Origin of the sequence: Pseudomonas sp. PS1(2021) (genome assembly GCF_020405165.1) — a bacterium.
Taxonomy (GTDB): Bacteria; Pseudomonadota; Gammaproteobacteria; order Pseudomonadales; family Pseudomonadaceae; genus Pseudomonas; species Pseudomonas aeruginosa.
This window is the reverse complement of record NZ_CP084484.1, coordinates 4,401,287-4,416,138: the sequence shown is the minus strand read 5'-3', so window position 1 is coordinate 4,416,138 and position 14,852 is coordinate 4,401,287. Positions and strand designations below refer to the sequence as shown.

Here is a 14,852-nt window from a genome sequence, read left to right as displayed (position 1 = left end):
ATGAACCGAATGTCCCTTGCCGCCCTGCTCAGTTGCCTTCCCCTCGTCGCCTGGGCGGACAACCCCGTGAAACTGGATACGCCGGTCTCCGGCTGGCGTGCCGGCGACGGTTCCGCCGCCAATTACCGGCAGGTGGTGAACTACCCGGCGTCCTCGGTCAACGTCGCCGCCGACCAGGCGACCACCGCGCGCATTCGCGGCGCGATCGAGAGCCAGCCCAAGGACCGCCCGGCGACGCTGGTGGTGAACGGTGTGAGCATGCCACTGAAGGTGGACGCCGATGGCAGCTTCGACCGCCCGTTCGCCTTCCCGTCCGGCAGCAACAGCGTCGAGGTGCGCAACGCCGCCGGGCAGTCGCGACGGGTCCAGTTCTATCACGGTGGCGGCGGCGGGGAAGTGCCGGCCAAGCTGCGCGTGCTGCTGTCCTGGGACAGCGACAACACCGACCTCGACCTGCACCTGGTGACCCCGGACGGCGACCATGTCTGGTATGGCAATCGTTCGCTGGCCAACGGCGCGACCCTGGATGTCGACGTCACCACCGGCTACGGCCCGGAAATCATCGCCACGCCGACGCCGCAGAAGGGGCCCTACCTGGTCTACGTCAACTACTTCGGCGGTGGCTACGGCAGCAGCGAGGATGGCGCCGAACAGGCCGCCCAGGACCTGACCACGGCGCGCATCACCCTGGTCACCGAAGAGGGCACGCCGAACGAGAAACAGGAAACCTTCCTGGTGCCGATGCGCAAGCCTGGCGAGCTGACGCTGGTGAAGCGCTTCAGTTATCCGTAGGCGCCTGCGCTCGGTCCCATAGGGCGGATAACGCCCCTGGCGTTATTCGCCGTCGCTCAGGCATCGGTGTTATCAACCCGTGGCCTGACGGCGGCGCTCATGCCGCTGCGAATGGCTCCTGGGCTCAGGCGGGCTGTTCGCCCTGCCAGGTATCGATCGCTTCCTGCGCCGCACGGAACGCATCGATCGCCGCCGGCACCCCGGCATAGACCGCGCAGTGCAGCAGTGCCTCGCGGATTTCCTCCACCGTGCAGCCGTTGTTCAGCGCACCGCGCACGTGCCCCTTGAGTTCCTGCGGGCACTTCAGGGCGGTCAGGGCGGCCAGGGTGATCAGGCTGCGGGTCTTGCGCGGCAGCGCCTCGCGGGCCCAGACCGAGCCCCAGGCATGCTCGTTGACGAAGTCCTGCAATGGCTGGGTGAAGGCGGTGGCGTTGCCCATGGCGCGCTCGACGAAGGCGTCGCCCATGACTTCACGTCGGATCTCCAGGCCGGTCTTGCCTTGTTCGCTCATCGGAAGGTTCCTGTCGTGGGTAGAAGGTGGCTCAATCCAGCGACTCTATCCGAACCGGCGCCACGCCGCTGCGGATCATACCCAGGCCTTCGGCGGCCTTGCGCGATACATCGATGATCCGCCCGCGGCGGAACGGCCCGCGATCGTTGATCCGCACCACCACGCTGCGGCGGTTGTCGAGGTTGGTTACCCGCACGCGGGTACCGAACGGCAACGTGCGGTGGGCAGCGGTCATTGCGTTGGGGTTGTAGCGCTCGCCGCTAGCGGTACGCAGGCCTGCGTGGCGGCTGCCATAGTAGGAGGCTTCGCCGGTATCCGCGGAACCGCTGCCGGCGAGGCTGGAGCAGCCGGCGAGGAACAGGGGCAGGACGGCGAGGGCGAGGCGCGCGGCGGCGGATGGGGTGGGCATGGACAACAGGCTCCTGGCGGACAAGAAGACGCCGGGCGAACCCGGCGTCTGGCTTTGACTCACGCTTCGAGCTTTTTCTTCAGCAACTCGTTCACCTGCTGCGGGTTGGCCTTGCCTTTCGAGGCCTTCATCGCCTGGCCGACGAAGAAGCCGAACATCTTGCCGCGCTTGGCCTCGTCGGCGGCGCGGTACTGCTCGACCTGCTCGGCGTTGGCCGCCAGCACCTCGTCGAGCATCTTCTCGATGGCGCCACTGTCGGTGACCTGCTTCAGGCCCTTGGCCTCGATGATCTGGTCGGCGGAACCCTCGCCGTTGGCCATGGCTTCGAAGACCATCTTGGCGAGCTTGCCGGAGATGGTGTTGTCCTTGATGCGCAGGATCATGCCGCCCAGTTGCTCGGCGGACACCGGGGACTGCTCGATCTCCAGGCCGTCCTTGTTGAGCAGGCTGCCCAGCTCGACCATCACCCAGTTGGCCGCCAGCTTGGCGTCGCCGCAGATGCCCTGGACCTTCTCGAAGTAGTCGGCCATCTCGCGGCTGGCGGACAGCACGCTGGCATCGTAGGCGGACAGGCCGTACTGGCTCTCGAAGCGTTCGCGCTTCTGCACCGGCAGTTCCGGCAGTTGCTCGCGCAGCTTCGCCAGGTACTCGGGCTCGATGACCACCGGCAGCAGGTCGGGACAGGGGAAGTAACGGTAGTCGTTGGCTTCTTCCTTGCCGCGCATGGAGCGGGTCTCGTCCTTGTTCGGGTCGTACAGGCGGGTTTCCTGGACTACCTTGCCGCCGTCCTCGATCAGCTCGATCTGGCGCTGGATCTCGTGGTTGATCGCCTTCTCGATGAAGCGGAAGGAGTTGACGTTCTTGATCTCGGCGCGGGTGCCGAATTCGGCCTGGCCCTTCGGTCGTACCGAGACGTTGCAGTCGCAGCGCAGCGAGCCCTCGGCCATGTTGCCGTCGCAGATGCCCAGGTAGCGCACCAGGGCGTGGATCGCCTTGACGTAGGCCACGGCTTCCTTGGCGCTGCGGATGTCCGGCTCGGAAACGATCTCCAGCAACGGCGTGCCGGCGCGGTTCAGGTCGATGCCGCTCATGCCCTGGAAGTCTTCGTGCAGGCTCTTGCCGGCGTCCTCCTCCAGGTGCGCGCGGGTGATGCCGATGCGCTTGGTGGTGCCGTCTTCCAGGGTGATGTCGAGATGGCCCTTGCCGACGATGGGATGGTCCATCTGGCTGGTCTGGTAGCCCTTCGGCAGGTCGGGGTAGAAGTAGTTCTTGCGGGCGAACACGTTCTGCCGGTCGATCCGTGCGTCGATCGCCAGGCCGAACAGGCAGGCCATGCGTACGGCCTCCTCGTTGAGCACCGGCAGGGTGCCCGGCATGGCCAGGTCGACCAGGCTGGCTTGGGTATTCGGCGCGGCGCCGAAGGCGGTCGAGCTGCCGGAGAAGATCTTCGATTGGGTGGCGAGCTGTGCGTGGATTTCCAGCCCGATCACGGTTTCCCATTGCATGTGGTGTTCCTCAATCCTTCTGTGCCTGCGCAGTCCCGCTGCCGACCCTGCGGGTCGCCCTCTCCGCGCCGGGAGAGGGGAGGGGACTGCGTGGCGTTGCCATGGCTTAGAAGCCGGCCGGGGTGCGGGTGTGCCAGTCGCTGACCTGCTGGTACTGGTGCGCGACGTTGAGCAGGCGGCCTTCCTGGAAGTAGGGCGCGAGCAACTGGACACCCACCGGCAGGCCGTCGACGAAGCCGGCGGGCATGGACAGCCCCGGCAGGCCGGCGAGGTTGGCGGTGATGGTGTAGATGTCTTCCAGGTACTGGGAAACCGGGTCGTCGTTCTTCTCGCCGATCTTCCAGGCCGGGTTCGGCGTGGTCGGGCCGAGGATCACGTCCACTTCGGCAAAGGCGCTGACGAAGTCGTTCTTGATCAGCCGGCGAATCTTCTGAGCCTGCAGGTAATAGGCATCGTAGTAGCCGGCCGAGAGTGCGTAGGTGCCGACCATGATGCGGTTCTTCACTTCGCTGCCGAAGCCTTCCGCGCGCGAGCGCTTGTACAGGTCTTCCAGGTTCTGCGGGGCGTCGCAACGATAGCCATAGCGCACGCCGTCGAAGCGCGACAGGTTGGAGGACGCCTCGGCCGGCGCGATTACGTAGTAGGCCGGGATGGCGTGCTGCATGTTCGGCAGGGAAATGTCCTTCACCGTGGCGCCGAGCGTCTTCAGCTCCTCGACCACGGCCAGCACCGCGTCGGCGATGCGGCTGTCGAGGCCGGCGCCGAAGTATTCCCGCGGCAGGCCGATGCGCAGGCCGCTCAGCGGCTTCTGCAGGGCGGCCAGGTAGTCGTCCACCGGCTGTTCGACGCTGGTCGAGTCCTTCGGATCGAATCCGGCCATCACCCCCAGCATCAGCGCGCAGTCCTCGGCGGTGCGCGCCAGCGGGCCGCCCTGGTCGAGGCTGGAAGCGTAGGCGATCATGCCCCAGCGGGAAACCCGGCCGTAGGTTGGCTTGATCCCGGTGAGGTTGGTCAGCGCCGCCGGTTGGCGGATCGAGCCGCCGGTATCGGTGCCGGTGGCGGCCGGCAGCAGGCGCGCGGCGACTGCCGCGGCGGAACCGCCGGAGGAGCCGCCCGGCACGCGGTCGAGGCTCCAGGGGTTCTTCACCGCGCCGTAGTGGCTGGACTGGTTCGACGAGCCCATGGCGAATTCATCCATGTTCAGCTTGCCGAGGGTAACGGCGCCGGCGGCGGTGAGCTTCTCGACCACGGTGGCGTCGTAGGGCGAGACGAAGTTGTCGAGCATCTTCGAACCGCAGCTGGTGCGTACGCCCTGGGTGCAGAACAGGTCCTTGTGGGCGATCGGCGCGCCGAGCAGGGCGCCGTTCTCGCCGTTGGCGCGCCGTTCGTCGGCTGCCTTGGCCTGGGCGATGGCCAGGTCGTCGGTGATGCTGATGAAACTGTTGAGCTGGGGATCCAGCTGCCGGATGCGACCGAGCAGGGTGCGGGTCAGCTCTTCGGCGGAAAATTGCTTGTCGGCGAGGGCGCGGGCGATCTCGGCGAGGGTCAATTGATGCAGCATGTGTCCGCGTCCTTATGACTCGATGACTTTCGGAACCAGGTACAGACCTTCTTCCACGGCGGGGGCGATGGTCTGGTAGGCGTCGCGGTGATCGGTCTCGGTGACCGCGTCCGGGCGCAGGCGCTGGGTGGCTTCCAGCGGATGGGCGAGCGGTTCGACGCCGCTGGTGTCGACCGCCTGCATCTGGTCGATCAGGCCGAGGATGTTGTTCAGGGTCTCGGTGGTGCGCGGAAGATCGGCCTCGCTCAGGCCCAGGCGGGCGAGATGGGCGATTTTTTCCACGTCGGAGCGTTCAAGCGCCATCGGGAGTCTCCAGCAAAAGCGGCCTTGGAAGGGCGGCGGGGCGCCATGCGTTATATAAGGCAGGGAACGGATGCCGCGGTCGGCGGTCTAATTCCGCCTGGACGGGCCTTGTGGGGCCGGGAAAAGCCTGCAATTTAGCATATTGCCCGCCTTGCCCAAAATCCCCGTCGTTGTTAGAGTTTGCCGCACTTTTTTACCCGCGTATTTTTCACCCACGCTTCGCCTAGGGTTTCTTTCCCATGTTCAAAAAATTGCGTGGCATGTTTTCCAGCGATCTGTCGATCGACCTGGGTACTGCCAATACCCTTATTTATGTGCGCGAGCGCGGCATCGTCCTGAACGAACCGTCCGTGGTCGCCATTCGCAGCCATGGCAGCCAGAAGAGCGTCGTCGCCGTGGGCACCGAGGCCAAGCGCATGCTCGGCCGTACCCCGGGCAACATCGCCGCCATCCGTCCGATGAAAGACGGCGTGATCGCGGATTTCAGCGTCTGCGAGAAGATGCTGCAGTACTTCATCAACAAGGTCCACGAGAACAGCTTCCTGCAGCCCAGCCCACGCGTGCTGATCTGCGTGCCGTGCAAGTCCACCCAGGTTGAGCGCCGGGCCATCCGCGAATCCGCCCTGGGCGCCGGCGCCCGCGAGGTGTTCCTGATCGAAGAGCCGATGGCTGCCGCCATCGGCGCCGGCCTGCCGGTCGAGGAGGCCCGCGGCTCGATGGTCGTAGACATCGGCGGCGGCACTACCGAGATCGCCCTGATTTCCCTCAACGGTGTTGTCTACGCCGAATCCGTCCGCGTCGGCGGCGACCGCTTCGACGAAGCCATCGTCACCTACGTGCGCCGCAACTACGGCAGCCTGATCGGCGAATCCACCGCCGAGCGCATCAAGCAGGAGATCGGCACCGCCTTCCCGGGCGGCGACGTTCGCGAAGTCGACGTCCGCGGCCGTAACCTGGCCGAAGGCGTACCGCGCAGCTTCACCCTGAACTCCAACGAGGTCCTCGAGGCCCTGCAGGAGTCCCTGGCGACCATCGTCCAGGCGGTCAAGAGCGCCCTCGAGCAATCGCCGCCGGAGCTGGCCTCGGATATCGCCGAGCGCGGCCTGGTGTTGACCGGCGGTGGCGCGCTGCTGCGCGACCTGGACAAGCTGCTGGCACAGGAAACCGGCCTGCCGGTGATCGTCGCCGAGGAGCCGCTGACCTGCGTGGCTCGCGGCGGTGGCCGTGCGCTGGAGATGATGGACCGCCACTCCATGGACCTGCTCTCCACCGAGTAAGGTGGCGAGCATCGTCGCCTAGGAGCGGATCATCAAACCGCTATTCTCCAAAGGCCCGTCGCTGGGCGTTCGCCTGTTGGTGCTGGCCGTGCTGTCGGTCAGCCTGATGGTGGTGGACGCCCGGTTCGACTATCTGGAGCCCGTCCGTAGCAAGCTGGGGATGGTGCTCACGCCTTTCTACGGCCTGGCGGAAATGCCGGTGCGCGCCTGGGAAGGCGTGCGCGACCAGTTCAGCAGCCGTAGCGAGCTGATCGCCGAGAACGAACGCCTCAAGGCCGAGTCCCTGCTGATGCAGCGCCGGGTGCAGAAACTCGCCGCGCTCACCGAGCAGAACGTGCGCCTGCGCGAGCTGCTCAATTCCGCCGCGCTGGTCGACGACAAGGTACTGGTCAGCGAGCTGATCGGCGTCGATCCGAACCCCTTCACCCAACGCATCATGATCGACAAGGGCGAGAACGACGGCGTCTTCGTCGGCCAGCCGGTGCTCGATGCCAGCGGCCTGATGGGCCAGGTGGTCGAGGTGATGCCCTATACCGCGCGGGTCCTGCTGCTCACCGACACCACCCACAGTATCCCGGTGCAGGTCAATCGCAACGGCCTGCGCGCCATCGCCGTCGGCACCGGCAATCCCGAGCGCCTGGAATTGCGCTACGTCGCCGACACCGCCGACATCAAGGAAGGCGACCTACTGGTCAGCTCCGGCCTGGGGCAACGCTTCCCCGCCGGCTATCCGGTGGCCACGGTCAAGGAAGTGATCCACGATTCCGGCCAGCCGTTCGCCGTGGTGCGCGCGGTGCCGACCGCGAAGATGAACCGTAGCCGCTACGTGCTGCTGGTGTTCAGCGACAGCCGCACCCCGGAACAGCGCGCCAACGACGCCGCCGAGGCCCAGGAAGAGGCGGACAAGAAAGCCGCCGCCGGCGCCCAGGCGCCCCAGCCTGCCGCGCAACCGGCCGCCGCGCCGTCGCCGGCCACCCCGGCAGCCCAGGGCGCTGCGCAGCAGCCCGCCGCCGCGCCCGCGCCAGCTCCCACGCAGCCTGCCGCTCCGGCGGCCAACGGGGGGCGCCGCTGATGGCTCGCGCGACCCAGGGTTCGAACAATGTCTGGGTGATCTGGCTGAGCCTGCTGGTCGGGCTGGTGCTGGCCGTAGCGCCGATGCCTACCTTCACCGAGATCGGCCGCCCGCTGTGGCTGGCGATGCTGCTGACCTACTGGGTGTTGCTGCTGCCCGAGCGCGTCGGGATGGTCACCGCCTGGCTGCTCGGCCTGGCCCAGGACGTGCTCTACGGCAACCTGCTCGGGCAGAACGCGCTGATCCTCGGCCTGATCACCTTCCTCGTGCTGTCCCTGCACCAGCGCCTGCGCATGTTCCCGGCCTGGCAGCAGTGCCTGGTGCTGGTGGTGGTCTACGGCCTGGCGCAACTGCTCCAGCTCTGGCTCAACGCCCTGACCGGCAATCGCCCGCCGACCCTGACCTTCCTGCTTCCGGCCCTGGTCAGCGCGCTGCTCTGGCCCTGGGTGTACGCCCTGCTGCAGTTCGTCCGCCTGCGTCTCAACGTGAGGTAGGTCCGCTTCGCAGCTATGCTGCGGCGGATACGTCATTCTTCGAAACGGGTGATCGGCGCATCGCCCGACGCGTTTCCCGGGAGCCTCCATGCCGTCGCTGTATCTCGCCTCCGCCTCGCCCCGTCGCCGTGAACTGCTGACCCAGATCGGCGTTCCGCTGTCCGTGCTCGCCACCGCTATCGACGAGTCCCCCTTGCCGAACGAAGCGCCCGCCGCCTACGTCGAGCGCCTGGCGCGCGGCAAGGCGGCCGCCGGGCTGGCTATGCTGGAAGGGCGCGGCGAGGACGGTTATGTCCTGGGCGCGGATACCTCGGTGGTGATCGACGGGCGAATTCTCGGCAAGCCCGTGGACCAGGCCGAGGGGCTGGCCATGCTGGCTGCGCTGTCCGGGCGCGAACACCAGGTTCTCACCGCCGTGGCCCTGGCCGCCGCTGGCGGCGTCGAGGCGCGGGTAGTGGAGTGCCGGGTGCGCTTCCGCCAGGTCGCCCCGGAAGAAGCGCTGCGCTACTGGCAGAGCGGCGAGCCGGCGGACAAGGCGGGCGGATATGCGATCCAGGGCCTCGGAGCGATATTCGTCAGCCGCATCGAAGGCAGTTACAGTGCGGTGGTCGGGCTGCCTTTGTGTGAAACTGCGGAACTGTTGAGGGAATTCGGCATCCCTTGCTGGCAGCCCGTGGGTGGCAACCCGCCGTAACGCCTAACGCGCCGAAATAAGGACAGTGGACGCATGAGCGAAGAGATCCTGATCAATATCACGCCGATGGAGTCGCGCGTGGCGGTGGTGGAAAACGGCGTCCTGCAGGAAGTGCATGTCGAACGCACCCAGCGGCGCGGCATCGTCGGCAATATCTACAAGGGGCGGGTGGTACGGGTACTGCCGGGGATGCAGGCGGCGTTCGTCGACATCGGCCTGGAACGTGCGGCGTTCATCCATGCCGCCGAGATATCCAATCGCGAAGGCAGTGCCGTGGAAAGCATCAGTGCCCTGGTCCATGAGGGGCAGGCGCTGGTGGTGCAGGTGACCAAGGATCCGATCGGCACCAAGGGCGCACGGCTGACCACCCACCTGTCGATTCCTTCGCGCTATCTGGTGTACATGCCGCGCACCAGTCATGTCGGGATATCCCTGCGGATCGAGGACGAAGTCGAGCGCGAGCGCCTGAAGAAGGTGGTGGCCGACTGCGTGGCGGCGGAAGGCATCGAGGGGCAGGGCGGCTTCATCCTGCGCACCGCCGCGGAAGGCGCGGGCGAGGACGAGATTCTCGCCGACATCCGCTACCTTCGCCGGCTATGGGACCAGATCGCCGCGCAGATCCAGACCGTCGGCGCGCCTTCGGTGATCTACGAAGACCTGTCCCTGGCGATCCGTACCCTGCGCGACCTGGTGAACCCGCGGATCGAGAAGATCCGCATCGACTCGCGAGAGAACTTCCAGAAGATCACTTCCTTCGTCGAAGAATTGATGCCGGAGATTTCCGATCGCCTCGAACACTACCCGGGCGAGCGACCGATCTTCGATCTCTACGGCGTCGAGGACGAAATCCAGAAAGCCCTGGAGCGCAAGGTACTGCTGAAGTCCGGCGGCTACCTGATCGTCGATCCGACCGAGGCGATGACCACCATCGACGTGAACACCGGCGCCTTCGTCGGCCATCGCAACCTCGAGGAAACCATCTTCAAGACCAACCTCGAGGCGGCCACCGCGATCGCCCGCCAGCTGCGCCTGCGCAACCTGGGCGGGATCATCATCATCGACTTCATCGACATGGAGGACGAGGAGCATCGCCGGCAGGTCCTGCGCACCCTGGAGAAGCAACTGGAGCGCGACCACGCGAAGACCAACATCATCGGCATCACCGAGTTGGGCCTGGTGCAGATGACCCGCAAGCGCACCCGCGAAAGCCTGGTGCAGATCCTCTGCGAGCCGTGCCCCTGCTGCCAGGGACGCGGCATGCTGAAGACTGCGGAAACCACCTGCTACGAGATTTTCCGTGAGATCCTCCGCGAGGCGCGTGCCTACCAGGCCGACTCCTACCTGGTGCTGGCCAACCAGAAGGTGGTGGACCGGCTGCTCGACGAGGAGTCGGGTAACGTCGCCGATCTCGAGGCGTTCATCGGCCGCACCATCAAGTTCCAGGTCGAGGCGATGTACTCGCAGGAGCAATATGACGTGGTCCTGCTCTGAGGCGTATGGCTGAAATGGCGGATGTGGGAAGCCTCGGAACGCGACTGCTACGGATCGTCCTGGGTCTGTGCGCCCTGGTACTGGTGCTGCTGGCGCTGTACGTCAGCCTTGGCCGGCAACTGGTGCCGCTGGTGGCCGAATACCGCCAGCAGCTGGAGGACGAAGCTGGCAAGCAACTCGGCATACCGGTGCGGATTGCCGAACTGACGGGCTCCTGGCGCGGCTTCGAGCCTCTGGTGGTGGCGCGCGACATTCAGGTCGGCGACGGCGAACAGAGTCTGCGCCTGGCGCGGGTGCGGCTGGCGCCGGACCTGCTCGGCAGCCTGCTGGCGCGCCAGGTGCGGATCGGCAGCCTGGAGCTGGAGGGACTCAAGCTGACCCTGCGCGAAGGCGAGGATGGCCAGTGGAGCCTGGATGGCCTGCCGCACAGCGACAAGCCCAGCGATCCCCGGAAACTCCTGCAATTCCTGCTGCAGACCCAACGCATCTCGCTGCTGGACAGTCAACTGGAGGTGGCGCCGCGGGGAAGCGCAGCGCTGTCGCTCAGCGCGGTCGGCGCGACCCTGCGCAGTTCATCGGTCGGTGGGCAGAGTCTCGATGCCCGCCTGCAACTGCCGGATGGCCAACCCCTGGCGCTGCACGCCGAAGGGCGGATCGACAGCGAGGACTGGCCGCGCAGCAGCGCCAGGTTCTATCTCAGCCTGCCGCAGAGCGACTGGGCGCAATGGTTGCCGGCCGGTCTGACCCAGGAATGGAAGATCGTCCGGGCCAAGGCCGGCGGCGACTTCTGGTTCGACTGGCGCGACGGCAAGGCGCAACGGCTGGTGGCACGGCTGCTGGCGCCGCAGTTGAAGGCGTCGTATGCCGCGCGCAAGCCGGTGGAAATCAACGACCTGGGCATGAACCTGTTCTTCGATCGCGAAGCGCAGGGCTGGAAGGTTCGGGTCGGCGACCTGGCGGCGAATTTCGGCGAGCAGCGCTGGGGCGAGGTGGAGTTGCTGTTGCGTCGCGACCAGCAGAACAACGAGCCACACTGGAAGCTGCAGGCCGACCGCGTCGACCTGACGCCCCTGGTGCCGGCGATAGAAGCGCTGGCGCCGCTGCCGGACGCGGCGGCGGAGTGGGTGGCGGGCCTGAAGCCGAAGGGCATCCTGCACAACCTGAACGCCGATTTCTGGCCGCAGCGAGAGGTGCCTGAGCGGGTCAGCTACGCGACCAACCTGGAAAAGGTCGGTATCTCGGCGTTCCATGAGGTTCCGGCAGTGGAAAATGTCAGCGGCACCTTGACCGGCACCCTGGCTGGAGGCCAGCTCGACGCATCGGCGCAGGATTTCATGCTGCACCTGGCCAAGGTGTTTCCCGAGCCGTGGCGCTACCGCGAGGCCCGCACGCGGATGTTCTGGAGCCTGGACGACCGCGCCTTCACCCTCGGCAGCCACCTGATGCGGGTCGAGGGCGAGGAGGGCCGCCTGGCCGGCGACATGCTGATCCGCCTGATGCGCGATCCCGGCGCTGAAGACTACATGGACCTGCAGGTCGGCCTCAGCGACGGCGACGCGCGCTTCACCGCCAAGTACCTGCCGACCCAGTTGCCGGGAATGAACAAAAGCCTGGCGAACTGGTTGAAGACGGCGATCCGCAGTGGCCATGTCGAGCAGGGCTACTTCCAGTGGCAGGGCTCGCTGAATCGCGGCGCGGCGGCCGAAGCCCACGTCATGAACCTCTACTTCAAGGTCCGCGACGGCGAGCTGGCCTACCAGCCCGGCTGGCCCGTCTTGAGCAAAACGGTCGGCGAGGTGTTCGTCGAGGATTCCGGAGTCCGCGTGCTGGCCTCCAGCGGGAGTCTGCTGAATTCCCGGGTCAGCGACGTCAAGGTCGACATTCCCCTCGGCCGTCCGGGACAGACGCCGCACCTGTATGTGGATGGGGCCGTCGACAGTAACCTGAAGGACGGCATCAAGCTGCTCCAGGAAGCGCCGATCCCGACCCGCAAGATCTTCGCCGGCTGGGAGGGCGATGGGCCCTTGCAGGGCCACCTGAAGCTGGATATTCCGCTGGACCACGACGAGGCCGGCAAGACCGGGGTGGTCGTGGATTTCTCCACCGTGGGCGCGACCCTGAAAATGCCCAGTCCGAAGCTGGATATGAGCGAAGTGAAGGGCGACTTCCGTTTCGACCTGGCCAAGGGCCTGAGCGCCCCGGCGGTGCAGGCCCGGGTGCTGGGCAGCGAGGTACGCGGGCGGATCGTCGCCGAGGGGCGCGGCGATGCGCGCACGCGCTTGCTGCTCAACGGCCAGGTGGCGGTCAAGTCGCTGAGCGACTGGCTCGGCGCTGGCCAGCGTCCGTTGCCGGTCTCGGGACGCCTGCCGTTCCAGCTCAACCTGCTGCTGGATGGCAAGGACAGCCAATTGCAGATCGATTCGGATCTCAAGGGCGCCGTCGTCGACCTGCCGGCGCCGTTCGGCAAGACGGCCGCCCAGGCGCGGCCGACCCAATGGCGGATGACCCTGGATGGCGCCGAACGACGTTACTGGGCGCGTTACGACGGCCTCGCCAGCCTGGCCTATGCGGCCCCGGCGGACAAGCCGCTGAACGGACGCGGCGCCCTGCGCCTGGGCGGTGACCCGGCGTTGCTGCCCTCGGCACAGGGGCTGCGGGTGCGCGGGCGTCTGGCGGAACTGGACTGGGACGCCTGGCAGGCCACCCTGAAGCGCTACGGCAACGGCGACCAGGCCGCCAGTAGCGCTGCGGGCCTGCTGCGCGGCGCCGACCTGCGCATCGACAGCTTCAAGGGCTTCGGCCAGGAGCTGAAGAACCTGACCGTCGACCTGGCCCGCCAGGAGCGGGCCTGGCAACTGGTGCTGGTCAGCGACCTCGCATCGGGGCGCCTGGTCCTGCCGGATGCCAGGGGCGCGCCGATCGTGGTCGATCTGGACCGCCTGAACCTGCCGAAGTCGACCCTTCCCGACGAGAACAAGGTGGAGGACTCGGACCCGCTGGCCGCCGTCGATCCGCGCAGCCTGCCGGCGGTAGACGTGAAGATCGGCCAGGTCGCCCTCGGCGGCCAGCCGCTGGGCGCCTGGAGCCTGAAGGTACGGCCGGGCAGCAACGGCGTGGCGTTCAACGACCTGGACCTCGACCTGCGTGGCCTGCACGTCAACGGCAGCCTGCGTTGGGACGGCAGTCCGGGCAATACCCGCAGCACCTATCAGGGCCGGATCGAGGGCAAGAACCTGGCGGATGTGCTCAAGGCCTGGAATTTCGCGCCGAGTGCCACCAGCGAACGTTTCCGCATGGATATCAACGGCCAGTGGCCGGGATCGCCGGCCTACATGGCCCTGAAGCGCTTCAGCGGCAGCATGGATGCATCGCTGCGCAAGGGGCAGTTCGTCGAGGTCGAAGGCAGCGCCCAGGCGCTGCGAGTGTTTGGCCTGCTCAATTTCAACGCGATCAACCGCCGGCTGCGCCTGGATTTCTCGGACATCCTCGGCAAGGGACTGAGCTATGACCGGGTGAAGGGGGTTCTCTCCGCCACCGACGGCGTCTACGTCACCCGCGAGCCGCTGAAGCTGGAAGGGCCGTCGAGCAACCTGGAGTTGAACGGTACCCTGGACCTGGCTCACGATCGGATCGACGCCAAGCTGCTGGTGACCTTGCCATTGACCAACAACCTGACCCTGGCGGCACTGATAGTCGGCGGTCCGGCGGTCGGCGGCGCGGTCTTCGTCGTCGACAAGCTGCTCGGCGACCGGGTCTCGCGCTTCGCCAGCGTGCAATACAGCGTCAAGGGCCCCTGGCAGGATCCGAAGATCAGCTTCGACAAGCCATTCGAGAAGCCCCGCTGAGCGGCGCCCGGTGCCGCGACGCGGCGCTTTCGTCCGCAAGGAGGAAACCATGTCCATTGCCGTGATCCAGATGGTCAGCCAGGACGACGTGACGGCCAACCTGGCCGCCGCCCGTCGCCTGCTGGAACAGGCCGCCGAGGGCGGGGCGCGGCTCGCCGTGCTACCGGAAAACTTCGCCGCCATGGGCCGGCGCGACCTGGCCGAACTGGGGCGCGCCGAGGCGCGGGGGAACGGGCCTATCCTGCCGTGGTTGAATTCCGCCGCTCGCGACCTCAGGTTGTGGATAGTCGCCGGAACGTTGCCGCTGCCGCCGGATGGGCAACCCGAGGCGAAGGCGAATGCCTGTTCGCTGCTGATCGACGAGCACGGAGAGCGGGTCGCCCGCTACGACAAGCTGCACCTGTTCGATGTGGATGTAGCCGATGCGCGGGGCCGCTATCGTGAATCCGACGACTATGCTTTCGGTCAGAATATCGTGGTGGCGGATACGCCGGTCGGCCGCCTCGGCCTGACGGTCTGCTACGACCTGCGTTTTCCGGAGCTCTATACCGCCCTGCGCGAGGCCGGCGCGGAACTGATCACGGCGCCGTCGGCGTTCACCGCGGTGACCGGCGCGGCGCACTGGCAGGTACTGGTCCGCGCCCGTGCCATCGAGACCCAGTGCTACCTGCTGGCGGCCGGACAGGGTGGCGTTCACCCACGGGGCCGGGAGACGTTCGGCCATTCGGCCATCGTCGATCCCTGGGGCCGGGTCCTGGCCGAGCGGCCGCAGGGCGAAGCGGTGCTGCTGGCGGTGCGCGACGCCGCAGAACAGGCGGATATCCGCCGGCGCATGCCGGTGGTGGCGCACAGACGATTTTTCCCGCCGGCCGAACCGCGGCCGGCGCGTACGGAGTGA

13 protein-coding genes are annotated in these 14,852 nt (G+C 66.9%); 8 read left to right on the top strand and 5 right to left on the bottom strand.

Features of this window, described 5'->3' with window-relative positions; all coding sequences use genetic code 11:
* Complete coding sequence (locus LE197_RS21180) at positions 1–792, top strand: YfaP family protein (RefSeq protein ID WP_003112868.1); 792 nt, start codon at positions 1–3, stop codon at positions 790–792.
* Between the two features lie 124 nt (positions 793–916).
* On the opposite strand, the gene LE197_RS21175 is transcribed toward LE197_RS21180, so the two are convergent.
* From LE197_RS21175 to gatC, 5 genes are all read right to left on the bottom strand, one after another.
* Positions 917–1,303 (bottom strand): carboxymuconolactone decarboxylase family protein, encoded by a 387-nt coding sequence (locus LE197_RS21175; protein ID WP_003094405.1) that lies wholly within the window; start codon positions 1,301–1,303, stop codon positions 917–919.
* Between the two features lie 31 nt (positions 1,304–1,334).
* Positions 1,335–1,712, bottom strand: coding sequence for a septal ring lytic transglycosylase RlpA family protein (locus tag LE197_RS21170; RefSeq protein WP_003116225.1), 378 nt, complete (start codon positions 1,710–1,712; stop codon positions 1,335–1,337).
* Positions 1,713–1,771: 59 nt separating this feature from the next.
* Positions 1,772–3,217 carry an Asp-tRNA(Asn)/Glu-tRNA(Gln) amidotransferase subunit GatB gene (gatB, locus tag LE197_RS21165; protein ID WP_003112870.1) on the bottom strand — a complete coding sequence of 482 codons (1,446 nt, stop codon included), beginning with the start codon at positions 3,215–3,217 and terminating at the stop codon, positions 1,772–1,774.
* A 106-nt stretch (positions 3,218–3,323) separates the two neighbouring features.
* A complete protein-coding gene (gene gatA, locus LE197_RS21160) occupies positions 3,324–4,778 on the bottom strand; it encodes an Asp-tRNA(Asn)/Glu-tRNA(Gln) amidotransferase subunit GatA (RefSeq protein ID WP_003112871.1) in 1,455 nt (484 codons plus the stop codon).
* A gap of 12 nt (positions 4,779–4,790) precedes the next feature.
* Positions 4,791–5,081 (bottom strand): Asp-tRNA(Asn)/Glu-tRNA(Gln) amidotransferase subunit GatC, encoded by a 291-nt coding sequence (gatC, locus tag LE197_RS21155; protein ID WP_003106543.1) that lies wholly within the window; start codon positions 5,079–5,081, stop codon positions 4,791–4,793.
* A 239-nt stretch (positions 5,082–5,320) separates the two neighbouring features.
* Here gatC and mreB point away from each other — a divergent pair, with 239 nt between their 5' ends.
* The 7 genes from mreB (at position 5,321) to LE197_RS21120 (ending at position 14,852) form a co-directional block, all read left to right on the top strand.
* Positions 5,321–6,358, top strand: a complete 1,038-nt coding sequence (gene mreB / locus LE197_RS21150; RefSeq protein WP_003094393.1) for a rod shape-determining protein MreB — start codon at positions 5,321–5,323, stop codon at positions 6,356–6,358.
* 79 nt (positions 6,359–6,437) lie between these two features.
* A complete protein-coding gene (gene mreC / locus LE197_RS21145; protein ID WP_003123307.1) occupies positions 6,438–7,430 on the top strand; it encodes a rod shape-determining protein MreC in 993 nt (330 codons plus the stop codon).
* On the top strand, positions 7,430–7,924 hold the full coding sequence (gene mreD, locus LE197_RS21140; RefSeq protein WP_003094389.1) for a rod shape-determining protein MreD: 495 nt from the start codon (positions 7,430–7,432) through the stop codon (positions 7,922–7,924). Before mreC ends, mreD begins: the two co-directional genes overlap by 1 nt.
* 88 nt (positions 7,925–8,012) lie before the next feature.
* Positions 8,013–8,618 (top strand): Maf family protein, encoded by a 606-nt coding sequence (locus LE197_RS21135; RefSeq protein ID WP_003116221.1) that lies wholly within the window; start codon positions 8,013–8,015, stop codon positions 8,616–8,618.
* 33 nt (positions 8,619–8,651) lie between these two features.
* Positions 8,652–10,109: a ribonuclease G gene (gene rng / locus LE197_RS21130; RefSeq protein ID WP_003094386.1), complete on the top strand. Its 1,458-nt coding sequence runs from the start codon at positions 8,652–8,654 to the stop codon at positions 10,107–10,109.
* Positions 10,110–10,123: 14 nt separating this feature from the next.
* Positions 10,124–13,954 (top strand): YhdP family protein, encoded by a 3,831-nt coding sequence (locus LE197_RS21125; RefSeq protein WP_023108743.1) that lies wholly within the window; start codon positions 10,124–10,126, stop codon positions 13,952–13,954.
* Between the two features lie 49 nt (positions 13,955–14,003).
* Positions 14,004–14,852 carry a carbon-nitrogen hydrolase family protein gene (locus tag LE197_RS21120; RefSeq protein ID WP_003098871.1) on the top strand — a complete coding sequence of 283 codons (849 nt, stop codon included), beginning with the start codon at positions 14,004–14,006 and terminating at the stop codon, positions 14,850–14,852.